This is a genomic window from Lacunimicrobium album (genome assembly GCF_052161635.1).
In the GTDB taxonomy this organism is placed as follows: Bacteria; Planctomycetota; Planctomycetia; order Planctomycetales; family Planctomycetaceae; genus SXPC01.
In genome coordinates this window covers 2,132,416-2,148,023 of sequence record NZ_CP197413.1, presented here as the reverse complement: position 1 = coordinate 2,148,023, position 15,608 = coordinate 2,132,416, and the positions used below count along the sequence as shown (strand labels likewise).

The following is a 15,608-nucleotide window of genomic DNA, read 5'->3' as shown; positions in this document are numbered from 1 at the left end:
AAGGACGACGCGGTAGTCTTCCTCAGGAGTCTAAGCCCCCTGTGTCTTCGAATTCGACAAAATCGTAGATTATTCCCCTGTGCTTTCATTCCCGCGCCGCCTCTTTCAACTCAGGCTTCGACAGCTTGCGGTTCTCATCGTATGGAACAACTTCGCCGCGCCCGATCACGCCGCGTAATTCAATCATCACCGGCCGGTTCCCCGGTGCCGTCAACGTAATGAGCGCATCGCCCGACGACCCGTCCGCTTCAAACGGAATCTCGGTCGACCAGCTCGCCTGCACCCAGGTCAGATCGACATCACCCAGCTGCTTGGAATCGAGCGTCATCCAGCTCGTCTCACCAGACAGCGTGATCCCTTCACCTAAGGTCGCAGACTTCGTCCCCGGCTCACCTTCGAGTCCCGCAATCAGCCCGGGAACACTGTTGGAATATCGCACCCACCAGTTCTTGCCACTGGTGATTGCTTCCCGTCGGATATCGCCAAAAAACGTCAGCGTCGTGTTGACGGCATCTTCGGTCTTCTGACGCGAAAAGATCGCCATCGTCGCGGGCACAGAGACACTGATCAGAACCCCAATGACTGCAACTACGAGAATCAATTCAAACAGAGTGAACCCGCGTCCGCGTCGAGATCCGACAACCGGGGGACGCAACCTCTCCGTTCCCCTTCCCTCGTGACAAGGGAAGAGGCTCACGCCAAACATGAGCCTCTTGTCGAAATCGTGTCGATGCACTGCAGAACCTCAGAACGTCAATCAGGTTTGGACGGTCCAGTTGACGACATCATCACCGCCACCCTGCTCGTCCTGTTTATTAGGACCAGCAGACCAGATGGCAGGCTTGTCGGTATCAGATTTTGTGTTCGGGTACTCGTAAAACAGCGCCGTGCCCCAGGCATCCAGAGGCTTCGTTTCCAGCAATGGTTTGACAGCCTTGCCGGTCTCATCAGCTTTCGCCAACAGCAGCGTGTAAACCTCATCGCCGGAACCCTGTGGATATTCGCCCGCATGATCGGCAGCGTAAAGTTTAAGAGCCTGCTCAAGACCGTGGATACTCGATTGAGTGGTCTTGATATTCGCCTTCTGTTGCGTCCCCAGCAAGTTCGGGACAACCATTGCTGCCAGAACGCCAAGAATTGCCAGAACGATCAAAAGCTCCAGCAGAGAAAAACCGCGTTGAGCCGGGCGGACAACCGCATGTGATGAAAGACGTTTCATGTTGATAAACACCTATCTATACGAGACTTGAATTTGTTGTTTGACCACGATGGCACCGCCACATTGTAGGGGGCAGGCGAGGCTTTGCGAACCGAACCATTTTGAATGAATATTTTACCGTACCGGATGGATCCGTTACAGACGATTTCGACAAATGGTCAGTCTATTAAACCGCTGTCGAGCTCTGCAGAATCGGAAGCAGCAGGGCTGCCACAATAAACAGCACCACAACCGCCATCATCAGCAGCATGATCGGCTCGATCATCCGCACGACCAGCTCCAGCGACCGTTCCGTCCGGCGCTCGAGCGTATCAGCGATGTTGATCAGAACCGCTTCCAGGCGGTTGGAGTCTTCACCAACTGATATTAATTCAACAACCTCGGTCGGAAAATGTTTCGATTGAGCAAGAGGTTGTGCCAACGATTTTCCGGTAGAAACCCGTTCAGAAGCCGTCGCGATGGCTTCTTGCAGAATGATATTCCCCGTTGCATCCTGACTGATCTTCATGGACCTGAGCAAAGGGACACCGTTATTGAGCAGCGTTCCCAGAACGCGACAAAATCTCGCAATCGCCAGATTCTTCATGATCGGACCAGGTCCAAACCGCGTGCCGCCCAGTTTCACCTCAAAAATCGACACCTGGGCAACCAGACGCTTCCCGTATTCCGAGTCGAGAAACTGCTTGATCCCGTAACCAATTCCCGCCACAACAAACAACAGCAGAAACCAGTACTTCTCCATCGTCTCGCTCATCGCCAGCATGACGACCGTCGCCGTCGGCAGCGCGCCGCGCTCTTTGAGTCGCTCAAAAATCGGCTCGAACTGAGGCACGACCGTGATCATCATCACGATGACCACCAGGATTCCGAATGTCAGCAGAAACATGGGGTAGATCATCGCCCCCATCACTTTGCTGCGCATTTCCGCCTGATGCTGCGTGAAGATCGCCAGACGTCGCAAAACGTCTTCCATGAAGCTGCCTTCCTCGCCCGCCTCAATCAGGCTGCAGGAAAGCTCGTTAAATGTCCTCGGATGCCGCTTCATCGCCTCCGTCAGCGTTCGACCGTTGGCAACCTGCCCGGAGATCGAAGAAATCGCTTCCTTGAGCGCGGGATTATTCGACTGATCCTCAATGATCTTGAGTGACCTCAGCAGAGGCACCCCGGCGCCCAATAGGTCCGACAGCTGCGAATAAAACTGACTCAACTGCGTCGAAGAAACCCGTTTCCCGCCGACCTGCATCGACATCTTTGAGCCACCCGCCGGCTTCACCTCCAGCGGAAACACCTTCTTGGCCTGCAGCTGCGCAATGGCTTCCTTCATGTCAGCGGCAGTCAACGTCCCCGTGACCGCCGTCCCCGACATCTCTCGTCCTGTATAAACGAATTCAGCCATTGCCAGTTACTCTGAGTCTAGAAATTGGAAAATAGAAATTGGAAGTATTGCGTTCACGTCGCAATCATATGCGACACAGGGCCAATCCGCTTCGCCAGGTTTGAGTCTCTTGTGAATTGGTTAACTGGCGATTCTGTAACAACAGTAGCTGAGTCTTTGAATTCAACTCAAAATTCAGCGAAGCGGATCGGCAAATTTCTAATTTCCAATTTCTAATTCCCATACTACTCCGTCTTCGAAACCCGGAGCACTTCCTCAACGCTCGTAATCCCGTTGAGAACTCGCTGCCAGCCGCATTCCCGCAGCGTCATCATGCCTGTTGTCAGCACATACTTTCGAAGTTCGACCGTACTCTTGCGCTGGACGGTCATCTCTTTCAGGATCGGGTCGTTGAGCATCAATTCGAACACACCAATCCGTCCGGCGTACCCCGACTCTCGACATTCCCGACATCCCACTGGCTTATAGAATTCGACATCCGGATGCTGCTCCAGGATCTCTCGGAAGTCCGGCGGGAAGTCATCATGCTCACGGTCAACCGGTTTACGACAATGCTTACACAGCTTCCGCACCAGACGTTGAGCGAGCACTCCTTCGACCGTACTTGCGACCAGGTACGACTCGATCTTCATATCGATCAGACGCGTGATCGCGCCCGGAGCATCGTTGGTGTGGAGCGTACTGAAAACAAGGTGACCCGTCAGTGACGCCTGAATCGCTGACTCGGCCGTCTCATGGTCCCGAATTTCCCCGATCAAAATGACATCCGGGTCGTGACGTAAAATACTCCGCAAACCCGCAGCGAATGTCAGCCCGACCTTGTGGTGCACCTGAATCTGGCTCAGCCCCGGCGTCTGATACTCGACCGGGTCTTCCACCGTGATGATCTTCACTTCGGGCGACTGGATTTCTTTGAGCGCACTATACAGGGTCGTCGACTTACCAGACCCCGTCGGCCCCGTCACCAGCACGATTCCGTGAGGCAGCTCGATCAGCTGTCGGAATTTCTTATCCATGTCAGGAGGCATGTTGACGTTCTTCAGATTAAAGACCATTCGGTCCTTATCCAGAAGACGCAGAACGATCCCTTCCCCGAAGACCATCGGAATGACTGAAACCCGCAAGTCAATCGCCTTGCCCGCGACCCGCAGGTTGATCCGGCCGTCTTGAGGCAGACGCTTCTCAGCAATGTTCAACCGCGACATGATTTTCAGACGGGTCACGATCGCCGATGCGAACTGATTGATCTCAGATGGGACCGGCTGTATCTGCAGAATACCATCGACGCGAAAACGAATCGTCAGCCCGCGTTCAATCGGCTCAATGTGAACGTCACTCGCCCGCTGCTCGACAGCTTCGATGAGCAGTTCATTCACGAGGCGAATCACCGAAGGGGCTTGAGCCGATTCTGCCAGCTCGCCCATCTCGTGGTCGAGCTTCTGCAGATATTCTGCGTCGTCTTCACTCTCCTGCTGACGCACCATCTCGTTGATCGTGTCGCCGCCGACCCCGAGGTGCTCTTTGATCCGGTCACTGATTTCGCGCTGACGCGCCAGCACTGGCTTGAGCGAAATCCCGCTCGCGGTGCTCAGCTCATCGACAAAGTCCAATTCAAATGCGTCACTAATCGCGACCACGACATGCCCGTTCTCCCGATACAGCGGGAGCAGCTCATGTCGGAAAATCGTCTTCGTCGGAAAGCGGGTCAGGATGTCGCGATCAATGGTGATCTTGCGCAGGTCGATCACATCGATTCCAAACTCATCACCCAGGCACTGAAGGACTTGATCTTCCGTCAGCCAGCCCCGTTCCATGGCCGCTTTATCAAGTCGTGCGCCCACGCCAGACCCTTGCAGATCCTTGACCTGCTCGGCCGTCAATAGCCCGTCACGTACCAGTACACTTTCAAGCGCCATGATCATCGAGAAACCGTCAACTCCCCTGAATCTTCAAACTGACAATCTGACAAACAGACAATCGGGAACAGGATTTCGAATCCAGATCGTTAGCGACCACCGCCGCCTCGTCCACCACCGCCACCGCCGCGGCCGCCTGTACCTCCACCACCGCGACCACCGAATCCGCCTCCACCAAAGCCACCGGTTCCGCCGCCACCGCGACCGAACCCACCCTGGCCTCCCTGGCCTCCAAATCCGCCCCCGCCGCCTTGCATCATCTGACGGAACTGATCGCGTCGAGCAGCATCATCGCCGCCGCCACTTGGAGCAGCGTTTCGTCCACCTGAAGAGGAAGACGAGGAAGACACGTTCGAGCGAGTCGTTGAAACCTGAACCTTCGGCAGGAGAGCCCCCAGCGTCTGTTGCACAACTGCAGGATCTGAGTTCTCAAGCCCAATGACGCGAATCGTCCGTTTGGCATCGCGAGCCGAATCATCAAGGGCGGCAACCATCGTTTTGATCTGCTGAAACAACTGGTCATTGGCAGACACAATAATCTGACTGGTATTGGTATCCACAGCGATCGTCACCCGGTCTGCAAATAGAGCAGGCCCAGCCGCCCGGCCACCGCCATTGTTATTCCCACCTTGTTGTTGAGGAGCCTCATACAGAGAATCGCGGAAGCTCTCTTTCACGATCTCAGCCACCATCGCTGCATCTGCATAGTTGACCGGAATCATGCGCGGCAGACGTCCTGACAGCTGTCCGGGATACTCGGAGACATCCAGAATCTTCAGCAACTGCTCGACTTCACTAACCATCGACGCAGTCCCGGAAATGAACAGCGAGTTCGTTCGGTCATCTGGAATCACCTTCAACGCTGTCGCAGAAGACGTGGGCATCGTCGGGCTGAAGCTACTGCCCCCGCGAGACGATCCGCGTGACCCGTAGGATGAGTATCCACCAAATCCGCTTGAATAGCTCGACAGGCTGCTCGAAGCGGTATCAATCGACGCATTCGGGAAGAAGTCGCTCAACATCGAAGCAATCGTTCCCGCTTCAGCCGCCTTCAGATAGAAGACCGTCCATTGCGTCTGATTGGCTGACTCAGAAACCATAGTCGCGAGCAGATCTTCCAACTCATCCAGAAGCGCTTCATCGCGCGAGCTGATCACCAGTTCGCCACCCACAACGGCGATTGAGATATCGGCTTTCTTCTCCTCGGTCGGAGCAGGCTGTGTGGAGGGAGCAGATTGCTTTTCACTTTGCATCGAAGCCAGTTGTGCGTTCACGACGGTCTTTGGTTCAAAGTGCGTCTGAAACTGATCCACACTGGAACTCTGCGGAGCCGACGTCGTCGGACCTTCTGCAGGTGGTTGTACTTCTGGCTGACGTGTCGAAGAAGGGGTAATCACTCGGATCTTATTGTCATGCGAGCGGTTCCAGATCTGCTCGATCGTTTCCGCCATTTTTGCAGGGTCTTGACCACTCAGTGGGATGCGACGAACCGGTCCGCGATTGCGATTCTGTTGAACCGTCTGTCCGGTTTCACCCAGCTGCAGCAACATGGCTTTGACTTGCGCGACCTGATCAACGGTCCCGCGAATCAACAAGCTGCGGCCTTCTGGATCGGATTGAATTGCAGGAGCCTGACGCCCCTCGCTGGTAAACATGTTCGAAAGCACAACGGAAGCCGAATAAGCATCGACTCGGTTGAGCGGAATCACAGCCACGGACATTCCGCCGCCCGAGCTATCGAGCAGTCGAACGAGTTCGGCAGCTTCCTGTTGTTTCTCTTCCGTGCCAATGATGTGCAGGACATCCAGATCACCATCCTTATTGATAATGATCCCTGGAATCATCATCTGGACCGAAGTCGCGACGACATCCATATCCCCATTCTTCAGCGGAACGACCCGCACTTTGGGAACAGTTCGATTGGCATAAGCCGCGCTCTGATCATCATTGAGCGGGATATCCAGCTCTTCGATCGCCTGACGGACAATCAGAAGTTCCACAGGCTTAGCGGAAACCAGCAGCGTATTGGTACGGTCATCAATCGTCACGCGAGCCAGATTGGTCGCACCAGGCATCTGTGGCTGATTGTCATCTCCGCCACCACCCCGTCCACCGCCAAACCGGCGCATCATGTCTTCCCAGGGATTACCGCCGCGGCGAGACGTCGGAGCAGATGGGCTCAACGACTTATCCACTCCCAGCAGCGAGCGAACAATCGGCTCGATTTGAGATGCTTGCACGTACTTCAGCTTGAAGGCTTCCATGGCGTAGTCCCCCGAACCATTCGGCTTGGACTTATCCAGTAATTCCTTGATTCGCATCGCATTGCTGGCGGTCGCAGTGACAATCACCTGATTGGACTTCGACAATGCCGTGACTTCTCCATGCTTGCCGATCATCTTCGTCAGGTCATCTTTGATCGACGATGCTTCCAGGTCGCCCGTTTCCAGCAGGACACGAACAAACTCGTTACGACCACGCAGCGGCAGTTCAGCGGCTGTCACGGTCGGTACAAGCGTGGCTGGAATTCCATCGGCGATCTTGATGGCGACGAGGAATTTATCCCGCTGCACTAAGGCATAACCGCGTTGAATCAGATAGCCGTTCAGAACATCCAGCGCCTCGATCGGCGTGTATTGACGAGAATCGATGTAATTAAAGGTTCCTGGAGGAATGACATCCAGATCCAAAGTCAGTCCGGAGATCTTGGCAAACAGCATCAGCACATCGGCCCATTGGGCATTGCGGAAGTTGAACGACATCGTCTCAACCCCCTCAGCCGGGATCGACTTGAGCATTTCATCCGCAACTCCAAAATCAATCACCGCAGGACCGCTGACCGCCACGACCGGCTTGTCTGCAAGCGCTGCTTCCAGTTCTTTGGCCAGATCGTCATCGTTTTTTGACGGCGTGGTTGTCGAGGTTGAAGCTGTTGCTGCGGGCTGTTGACCACCTGGAGGAGGCCCAAGCATTTCGTTCCACTTGTTCTTCTGATCGTCGCTCAGGACTGACAGAATTTTGGTATCTGTTTCCGCCTGTAGTTTTTCACGTTCCTCGCGAGACATCCGAAACCCTCGACCACCGCCACTGCTGTTCTCCTGCATGATGGCGTTGATCTTGTCTTTCTGGTCCTGAGACAAATTCAAAGCAGTTGCCTGGTCTTCGTCCACGATTGCGCGTGTTCCACTGCTGCGCAACCCCAGCTCTTTCAATCGCTTGAACTGCGTCGGGTCCAATACTTTCTGGACTTCAGCTTCACCCTTTTTGGCTGTATCTCGACTAAGAACTCGGAACTCTTCTCGAGCAGCCGCTTTTTCGTCTTCCGACTCGCTGTTCATCTTTCCGAACAGATCGCGAAACTTCGCCACTGTCTCTTCGTCAGGAGTCAAAGTTTCCCGCAAACCTTCCAGCTTCGCTTTCTGGTCGTCTGTCAGCTTGAGTTCAGCGCTTTGCTCCTGATCCATCAAGACGCGCATGATTCCGCCGCCGCCCATGCCTCCAAATCCGCCGCCCCCAAAACCGCCACGACCACCCCCACCGCCAAAACCGCCACGATCCCCACCCCGTCCACCACCCCCGGGTTGTGCCCAGGCGGGAGTACAGGTCAGGGCGATCAGACACAAAGTGATGGCAGAAAATATGTTAAGTCGATTGAATGCGGTCATGGGCTTTTTCCGGTCTCTGCGCAGGATAGGGCCATAGGGAGGCCTCTCTCTAAACACAGTGTCGGACAAAACGATTCGCGCAAAGACGTTTTTTTTCCCGACCCTCCTACCTTCTCATGTCAAATGCCCCCACCCGCAAGCGTAAACCACACCTGCAGATATAAAAAATCACCGCTGTCGAGCGTCGCGAAAAGCCCGACGCATGAAAAAAGCCGCCACACAACCTGTGCAGCGGCTTCGAATTCGATGATTGAAATGTCAGGAAATGACTAGTTGGCAGCGGCGGGCTCTGGTCCGAGCATCTCTTTCCACTTGGTCTTCTGGTCGTCCGTCAGCACAGCGGTGACCTTCTCTTCGAGCTCTTCACGCTGCTTGGCGCGCTCTTCGCGAGACATTCGCTGGCCACCGCCCCCGCCGAATCCACCACGATTTTCACGCATGATCCCGCTGATCTTCTCTTTCTGCTCATCGGTCAGGCCGAGAGCTTTGGCGTTCTCGTCGGTCGTGATCAGACGCACGCCGCCGGCTCGCAGGGCCAGTTGTTTAACGCGCTTGTATTGGGCTTCATCAAGAATCTTGGCGACTCCTTCATCGGCCTTCTTTGCCATATCATCGGTCAGCTTGGCGACTTCTTTACGAATCTCGGCTCGCTCATCTTCAGATGCTTCACGCATCTTGCCGAAGATCTCGGTCATCTTCTCCCGATCCGGTGCCAGCTCTTTGCCAAGTTCCTGCAGCTTCTCGACCTGTTCGTCCGTCAGTTTTAGTTCGGCACGTCGTTCTTCGTTCATCAGGATGGCCAGCACGCTACCGCCGCCCATGCCCCCCATCATTCCGCCACGACCTGCGCCGCGTCCACCACCCCCAGGCTGTGCCATAGCCGTTGCGGGTTCAAAGACAACCGCAATCGCCAGCAACATCACGAACGTCGTCACGCCAGTAAAAAACGCTTTTCGCATCATAGTCTCAATCCTTCAGTGTGTGTCAGGTAGCAATTTTTTGACCCACTCTAAACACGCAAATACGTCCATCGATTCGCGAAATCACTGAATTTTTATCCGTTGCCTGGTCTTAATAACCTGAATTGAGAGTCATGACGCGGTGCATTTCTTCCAGCGTCGTCTGCCCTGCCAGGACTTTGCGACGAGCCGCCTGCTCCAGGGTCGTCATCCCGGCTTCCGCGGCCATTTCCGTCAACTCACGGCTGGATCGGCCATGGAGAATCCCTTCTCGAATTCTTGCATCGACCGGCATGACCTCGAATACGCCTGTCCGTCCGTAATACCCCGTGTAAAAATTCGAATCCGCTGGAATTCCTCTCGTCAGCCGATGCTCAGAGGCACGCTCCGGGTCCACCCCCAGCATTCGACAGGTGATCTCATCGGGCACATAAGTTTCACGCGACGATTCACACGTCTTTCTCAGCAGTCTTTGAGCAATAATGCAGTTCAGGCTGTCTGCGATGAACATTGGCGGAATCTTGAAGTCTCGGAAAACGTCAATCGTCGCTGCACAGTCATGAGCGTGCATCGTGCTCAGAACCCGGATCCCCGTCAGCCCGGCTCGTGTCCCGATCTGAGCCGTCTCGGGATCGCGAATCTCGCCCACCATGATCACATCCGGGTCTTGACGCAAGACTCCACGCAAGGCCTCAACAAACCCGAAATTCACCCTCGTATCAATCTGGATCTGGTTGACCCCCTTCATGCGACGCTCGACTGGGTCTTCGATCGTCACCAGCGAACGTCCCGGCTGATTGAGCAGTTCCATACAACTGTAGACCGTCGTACTTTTCCCGCTTCCTACCGGCCCGACACTCAGCATCATGCCGTAAGGGGCTGACACAAATTTCTTGACCGAATTCATCTGGTTCTCGTCGAAACCGAGATCTTCCAGACGCGTATAGCGTGTCCCATCGGGAACCAGTCGCAGGACAAGTCGCTCGCCATGAATCGTCGGACCGCTGCCGACACGGATATCACGATGATTCTGAAAAGACTCTTTCGAAATATGACCATCCTGGGCCAGTCGTTTTTCGGTGATATCCATCCCTGCCATCAGCTTCAGGCGTGAAATGACATGCGACACCAGATCCGGTGTCAGTTGAAGAATGTCATGCAGCATCCCATCGACGCGTAGTCGAATATGCAGCCCGTCTTCCCTCGGATCAAAGTGAATATCGGTCGCGCCAATTTCAAAGGCCCGCTCCAGCAGCAGGTCGACCATCGATGCCGGCGAGACGACCCCCATCAAGCTGACCAGCTCATTCTGCAATGCTCGCTGTCGATACTCGCCGCCGTGGGTCTGTCGTTCGAATTGCATCGTTGTCGTTCTCCAGAAATCGTATCGCGATTTGATGTGGGGCTGAATTGCAAGGCTCGACCAGGGCAAACGTCGAGCTGCTCTGAGTTCAACAATGTTTACCGAGAATGTTTATCGATAAAGAAATGCGACTGACATCTCAATCACACTGACCAGCAGGCAGATCGCCGCGATGATGCGTGCCGTTGCTTTGCCTGTCGTCATGGCGGCGATGGCTGAGATAGCAGCGACCCCAGATCCGGCAAACGCCAACGTCAATGAGACTGATTTAGGAATCGATGACAGCTTGAACATCGCAGCCAGCCCGACGCCTCCCAGAATCAGTGACAGCACAGCCACCGTGATCAGAACAGCTGCGAAGATCGTCGTGTTGTCGTTTTCTTCATCATCTTGATCTTGATCAACTTCGACCACATGTTTTCCGTTGGCAGAACTTTCCTTACCAATAACCAGCGCACCTTGTGCGTTATACAGCGGATTGATTGTCACGCCAGAACGATTCGATCCGACGACGACTGGCCCCGGAGAAACGCCACTAGAAAACGAATTCGCTTTGGTTGCCGTGGCGGAAGGTGGCTTAACTTTGAGTTCTTTGTACGCCGTCTCGACGTTCGGCGTAATTCGCCAAACTTTATCTAGCCCTGCCAGGCTGATCACTTTCAGGACCATCGGATGCGAGCACAAAACCACCATCTCGCCCGACTTCCCTTTGGTCGCCTTCCAGATGCGAACAAGCAGTGCGACCACGGCACTGCCCATATAAGTCAGCGGCGAAAGATCAACCAGGACCGAAGGGGTCCGTGCTGTTTCCAGCTCGTTGAGGACATTCTTGCCCAGATCATCGATATCTCCCCACGGAGCATCAGACAGCGGAGGGTTAAGCGTCAGCTGAATGAAATTGTCATACTTCTGAAAATCATAAGATGCAAGACGCTCGGACGTGGCCACCGTGACACCTTCTTTCGCTGTTCCAGGACGACAACGAACCTCCCCTGCAGATCCAATCCGGCCTGAGTCGCCCACTCAGCGCCGTTGAATCTCAAGAACGTCCAGACAACGGAGACTTTGGAATTTCCCCGCTGTGAGTTCGCGATGTTCGTTCTCTCTATCCTCACGTCTTGTGTGAAGAGATTCAATTGTAACTACAGGTCTATTCACCAGAAATTCGCAGTCGCGATGTGGGAGCATAGGATTAGGCAACGAATAAATTTCCTGTGAGCTTTCTCCAAAGTTTGGGCGAATTGTCCCCTCGCTGCCGATTTTCTCCTGAATGATCTTCCCATGTTTGTTCGAGAACTAGTAGAGTGAACCAACTCAGGTTGGTCGTTTCATGACTCGTATTCAAACGCCTGCCAGCCACTCGGCTCAGGCTGTCCCTTGGGATGGGGACTTGGTACGTTTCATTCCTGAGGAATCGAGGATCGGGCCATTCCACGCCGGTCCTGTCGATGCGGAAGGAAACGCATTGTCACTGACTTCGTCTCATCACAATCTGCCACCTGTCAGCGAGCATGACCGCTCTGCCGACACGCGATGGTGGTCTCGACTCAGCTTTCTCAAACGCATTCCCGCTTCCTGCGTTTATGTCACTTTGCTGACTCTATTCGTCATCCTGCTCTACGGCATCAACATGGACCGTCTCTCCGTTCGCGGAGAAGAATCGCGTCGCGGTCGAACAGCCTGGGAGATGATCGAATACAAAGACTGGATCGTCCCTCGACTGCAGGGCGAACCACGTCTGACTCGCCCCCCGTTGAGCTACTGGCTCATCGCTGCGACGATGGAAGCTACCGGCCAGGCGGATGCGATTTCTGTCCGTCTCCCCAGTGTCCTCTCTGTCCTGGTGACCTCCCTGGCCCTCTACGCCTACGTCGCCTACCTCCTCAACCCGACCTCCGGCTTCCTCGCCGCCTTCGCGTTCATGACCCTCGGTCAGGTCCTCCAACTCGGCCGCTTAGGCGAATCCGAAGCCATCTTCACCGCCCTCATGGGCTCTGCCCTCATAACCCTCCACCTCTCCCTGCGACCTGTGTTTTCTCGATCCTTCTCCCCCGGGGAGAAGGTGGCCGAGTCTTCGAGGTCGGATGAGGGAACTCTGCATTCGTCACGCTGGACCATCTTCAGCCTATGGGCACTCCCTCTCCTCTCCGGCTCCCTCGCCGCCCTCGCGATGCTCACCAAAGGCATCCAATCCCCCGTCTACTACTTCGGCACGATGACGTTCTACCTCTTATGGCGAGCGGGGGGTGTCAACCCCCTGTCCCTTGTGCAATCTGCTGCCAAGATCAAAACGAATACGACAAACGCTCTCACTTTCAACGCATTCGTCGCAAACATTCTGCGAGCACGTCGCCCCGTCGCTCTCATGTCTTTCGCCTTCGCCGCCACCTTCGCCGCCTGGCTCATCCCCTTCGCGATGCGCCTTGGCCCGAAAGGTCTCTACGACATCACTTTCGAAGAACTCGCCAAGCACGTCACCACCGTCACGACCTCCGAGTACATCAACCACCTCGTCCAGTTCCCCATCGAACTCTTCCTCGGCTGCCTCCTCCCCTGGTCGCTCCTGCTGCCTGCCTTCTTCGACAAAACATTCCGCACAACATTTTTCAACGACCCCTCGTCCGCTGCCTCGACTCGACGAGACATCGCCCTCTTCTCGACCATCGGTTTCCTGATCGCTCTCCCCACCGTCTGGATTCCGACCGACGGCAATACACGTTACCTCATGCCCGTTTACCCGCTGGTCGCCGTACTCGCTTCGATCATTACGACCCACCTCCTTGCTCATCATCAGCTCAGCTATCTCTGGCGCCGCTTCCTGCTGGTCCTGCCGATGTACATCGCCGCCGGTGTTGCACTCGCCATTACCATGATGATCGTCAGCCCCAGCGACCGACAGATCCTCTTCTCTCCATGGAGCATCGGTCTCCTCTTGCTATCACCTGTCGCGTTTTTCATCATCTGGCGAACCCGCCATCTGCTGACCGTTCAAACACTTCACGCCCAGATTCTCACGATGGCAGGACTGCTCGTCCTCATCAGCCAAGGGCCATTGACCGACTTTCTCAACTACAAACGCCTCCACGCCAACCACGAAGTCGCTGAGGCACGCGCCCGTATTCCCAAGTCCGAAAAACTCGTCAGTCTTGGCCTGATTCACCATCTCTTCAGCTTCTACTACGCCGAGCGCATCCCCATGGTGACGCTCCCCGATGACCCCGCGAAAATCCCCGCCGACTTCGAATACTTCTGCTTCCACCACAAAGGGGCCGACCAGCCCCTGCCGGAGTTCCCCTTCGATTACACCATCATCTCGACGGTCAACTGCGACCGGAAAGAGAAAGACCGCCCTTATGACCTCGTCATCGTCGCCAAGCGAGATGCCGAGCGACCTGAGGACATTCCCCTGCTCTCTCATAAGAACAGTGCCAAATGGCTCCACCCCGCCGCCTTCGATGATGAAGAGCCCGGGGTCGACCAGTTGGCAACCTCCCAGGACCCCCTAATCCACTGAGGACGCCGTCACAGATGACCACACGCAATAAAGCCTCCCCGCTTCTCTCCGTGTCCTCTGTGATCTCTATCGCTAGTTCTTCTTTTCATGTTTTCGGGAGGCACTCATGATCGATATCGTTGCGAAATCCGGTCCGAAAGTTTTCATCCTCGATACCAATGTCATTCTGCACGATTCCTCGTGTATCCGTCGTTTCGAGGAGAACGACATCGTCATCCCGATCACCGTTCTCGAAGAGCTCGACAGCTTCAAAAAAGGCAACGACGACATCAACTTCCAGGCCCGCCAGTTCTTAAGAGGCCTCGACGAAATCACCGGTGACCTCCTCTCTGAAGAAGGCGCCAGCCTCGGCCCCGGCATGGGCCACATCCGCATCGCCTTCGTCACCAATGACCACTCCCGCTTCCTCGACGAAGTCTTCCAGCAGGATTCCCCCGACCACCGCATCCTCCGCACCGCTCTTCACGTCAAACAGCTCGAAGAAACCGCAGCCGGCAAAAGCCAGCCACGCCCGGTGATCCTCATCACCAAAGACACCAACCTCCGCATGAAGGCCAAAGCCTTCCACCTCCACGCCCAGGATTACAACAACGACAAAGTCGAGTCCTTCGAGAAACTCTATAAAGGCAAACGCCTAGTCGAAGGCATCCCCTCGGAAGTCGTCGACCAGTTCTTCGAAGGGTACGGCGAAGTCCCCGCAGAACGCGTTCCTCAAGTCGAGAAGCCCAACCCCAACGAATACTTCATCCTGAGAAACGGCTCCAAGTCTGCGTTGACCGTTTACTCCCAGCAGTCACACGCCTTTCGTCGCGTCGAAAAATCCAGCGTCTACGGCATCACGCCTCGCAACGCCGAACAAGCGTTTGCCTTCCGCGCCCTCCTCGACGACAACATCAAACTCGTCACCCTCTCCGGCAAAGCAGGCTCCGGCAAGACTCTCCTCGCCCTCGCAGCCGGTCTGGAATGTCGACAAAAATACCGCCAGATCATGCTCGCCCGCCCCATCGTCGCCCTGAGTAACCGAGACCTCGGCTACCTCCCCGGCGACGTCGCCGCCAAGCTCGACCCCTACATGCAGCCCCTCTTCGACAACCTCTCCGTCATCAAGCATCAACTCAACCACAACGACGCCGCTCAGAAAATCCAGGAGATGCTCGATACCAACAAGATCGAAATCACCCCGCTGGCCTACATCCGAGGACGATCACTCCAGCGCGTCTACTTCATCATCGACGAAGCCCAGAACCTCACGCCCCACGAAATCAAAACCATCATCACCCGCGCCGGCGAAGGGACCAAAATCATCTTCACCGGCGACATCCACCAGATCGACCACCCCTACCTCGATGCCCTCAGCAACGGCTTCAGCTACCTCATCAACCGCATGGTCGGCCAAAAACTCTACGCCCACATCTCCCTGGAAAAAGGCGAACGAAGCGAACTCGCCGAACTCGCCAGCGACCTCCTATAACCTTCTGAAAGGCGAGCGGGGGGTGTCAACCCCCTGTCCCCTGTGCTCCCAATTTAAGTCGCCACTCCGAGTACGCCATCGCTCCACTCCCCCCTTGGCTCGCGA

General features: G+C 55.4%; 10 protein-coding genes. 2 read left to right on the top strand and 8 right to left on the bottom strand.

Going from position 1 to position 15,608, the window contains the following annotated elements:
* Positions 1 to 85: 85 nt before the first annotated feature.
* From SH248x_RS08475 to SH248x_RS08440, 8 genes are all read right to left on the bottom strand, one after another.
* Complete coding sequence (locus tag SH248x_RS08475; protein WP_459558098.1) at positions 86 to 655, bottom strand: pilus assembly FimT family protein; 570 nt, start codon at positions 653 to 655, stop codon at positions 86 to 88.
* Positions 656 to 757: 102 nt separating this feature from the next.
* Positions 758 to 1,219 (bottom strand): type II secretion system protein GspG, encoded by a 462-nt coding sequence (locus tag SH248x_RS08470; RefSeq protein ID WP_459558097.1) that lies wholly within the window; start codon positions 1,217 to 1,219, stop codon positions 758 to 760.
* A gap of 166 nt (positions 1,220 to 1,385) precedes the next feature.
* Complete coding sequence (locus SH248x_RS08465) at positions 1,386 to 2,615, bottom strand: type II secretion system F family protein (RefSeq protein ID WP_459558096.1); 1,230 nt, start codon at positions 2,613 to 2,615, stop codon at positions 1,386 to 1,388.
* 224 nt (positions 2,616 to 2,839) lie between these two features.
* Positions 2,840 to 4,537 carry a GspE/PulE family protein gene (locus SH248x_RS08460; protein ID WP_459558095.1) on the bottom strand — a complete coding sequence of 566 codons (1,698 nt, stop codon included), beginning with the start codon at positions 4,535 to 4,537 and terminating at the stop codon, positions 2,840 to 2,842.
* 83 nt (positions 4,538 to 4,620) lie between these two features.
* Positions 4,621 to 8,196 carry a secretin N-terminal domain-containing protein gene (locus SH248x_RS08455; RefSeq protein WP_459558094.1) on the bottom strand — a complete coding sequence of 1,192 codons (3,576 nt, stop codon included), beginning with the start codon at positions 8,194 to 8,196 and terminating at the stop codon, positions 4,621 to 4,623.
* Positions 8,197 to 8,465: 269 nt separating this feature from the next.
* Entirely contained in the window at positions 8,466 to 9,158 is a 693-nt protein-coding gene (locus SH248x_RS08450; protein ID WP_459558093.1) for a hypothetical protein, read from the bottom strand.
* A gap of 109 nt (positions 9,159 to 9,267) precedes the next feature.
* Entirely contained in the window at positions 9,268 to 10,518 is a 1,251-nt protein-coding gene (locus SH248x_RS08445) for a GspE/PulE family protein (RefSeq protein WP_459558092.1), read from the bottom strand.
* Positions 10,519 to 10,629: 111 nt separating this feature from the next.
* Positions 10,630 to 11,466, bottom strand: coding sequence for an STAS domain-containing protein (locus SH248x_RS08440; protein WP_459558091.1), 837 nt, complete (start codon positions 11,464 to 11,466; stop codon positions 10,630 to 10,632).
* 382 nt (positions 11,467 to 11,848) lie between these two features.
* On the opposite strand from SH248x_RS08440, the gene SH248x_RS08435 reads away from it, so the two are divergent.
* Together SH248x_RS08435 and SH248x_RS08430 are read left to right on the top strand one after the other, a co-directional pair.
* On the top strand, positions 11,849 to 14,032 hold the full coding sequence (locus tag SH248x_RS08435; RefSeq protein ID WP_459558090.1) for an ArnT family glycosyltransferase: 2,184 nt from the start codon (positions 11,849 to 11,851) through the stop codon (positions 14,030 to 14,032).
* A 106-nt stretch (positions 14,033 to 14,138) separates the two neighbouring features.
* Positions 14,139 to 15,503: a PhoH family protein gene (locus tag SH248x_RS08430; RefSeq protein WP_459558089.1), complete on the top strand. Its 1,365-nt coding sequence runs from the start codon at positions 14,139 to 14,141 to the stop codon at positions 15,501 to 15,503.
* Positions 15,504 to 15,608: the final 105 nt, after the last annotated feature.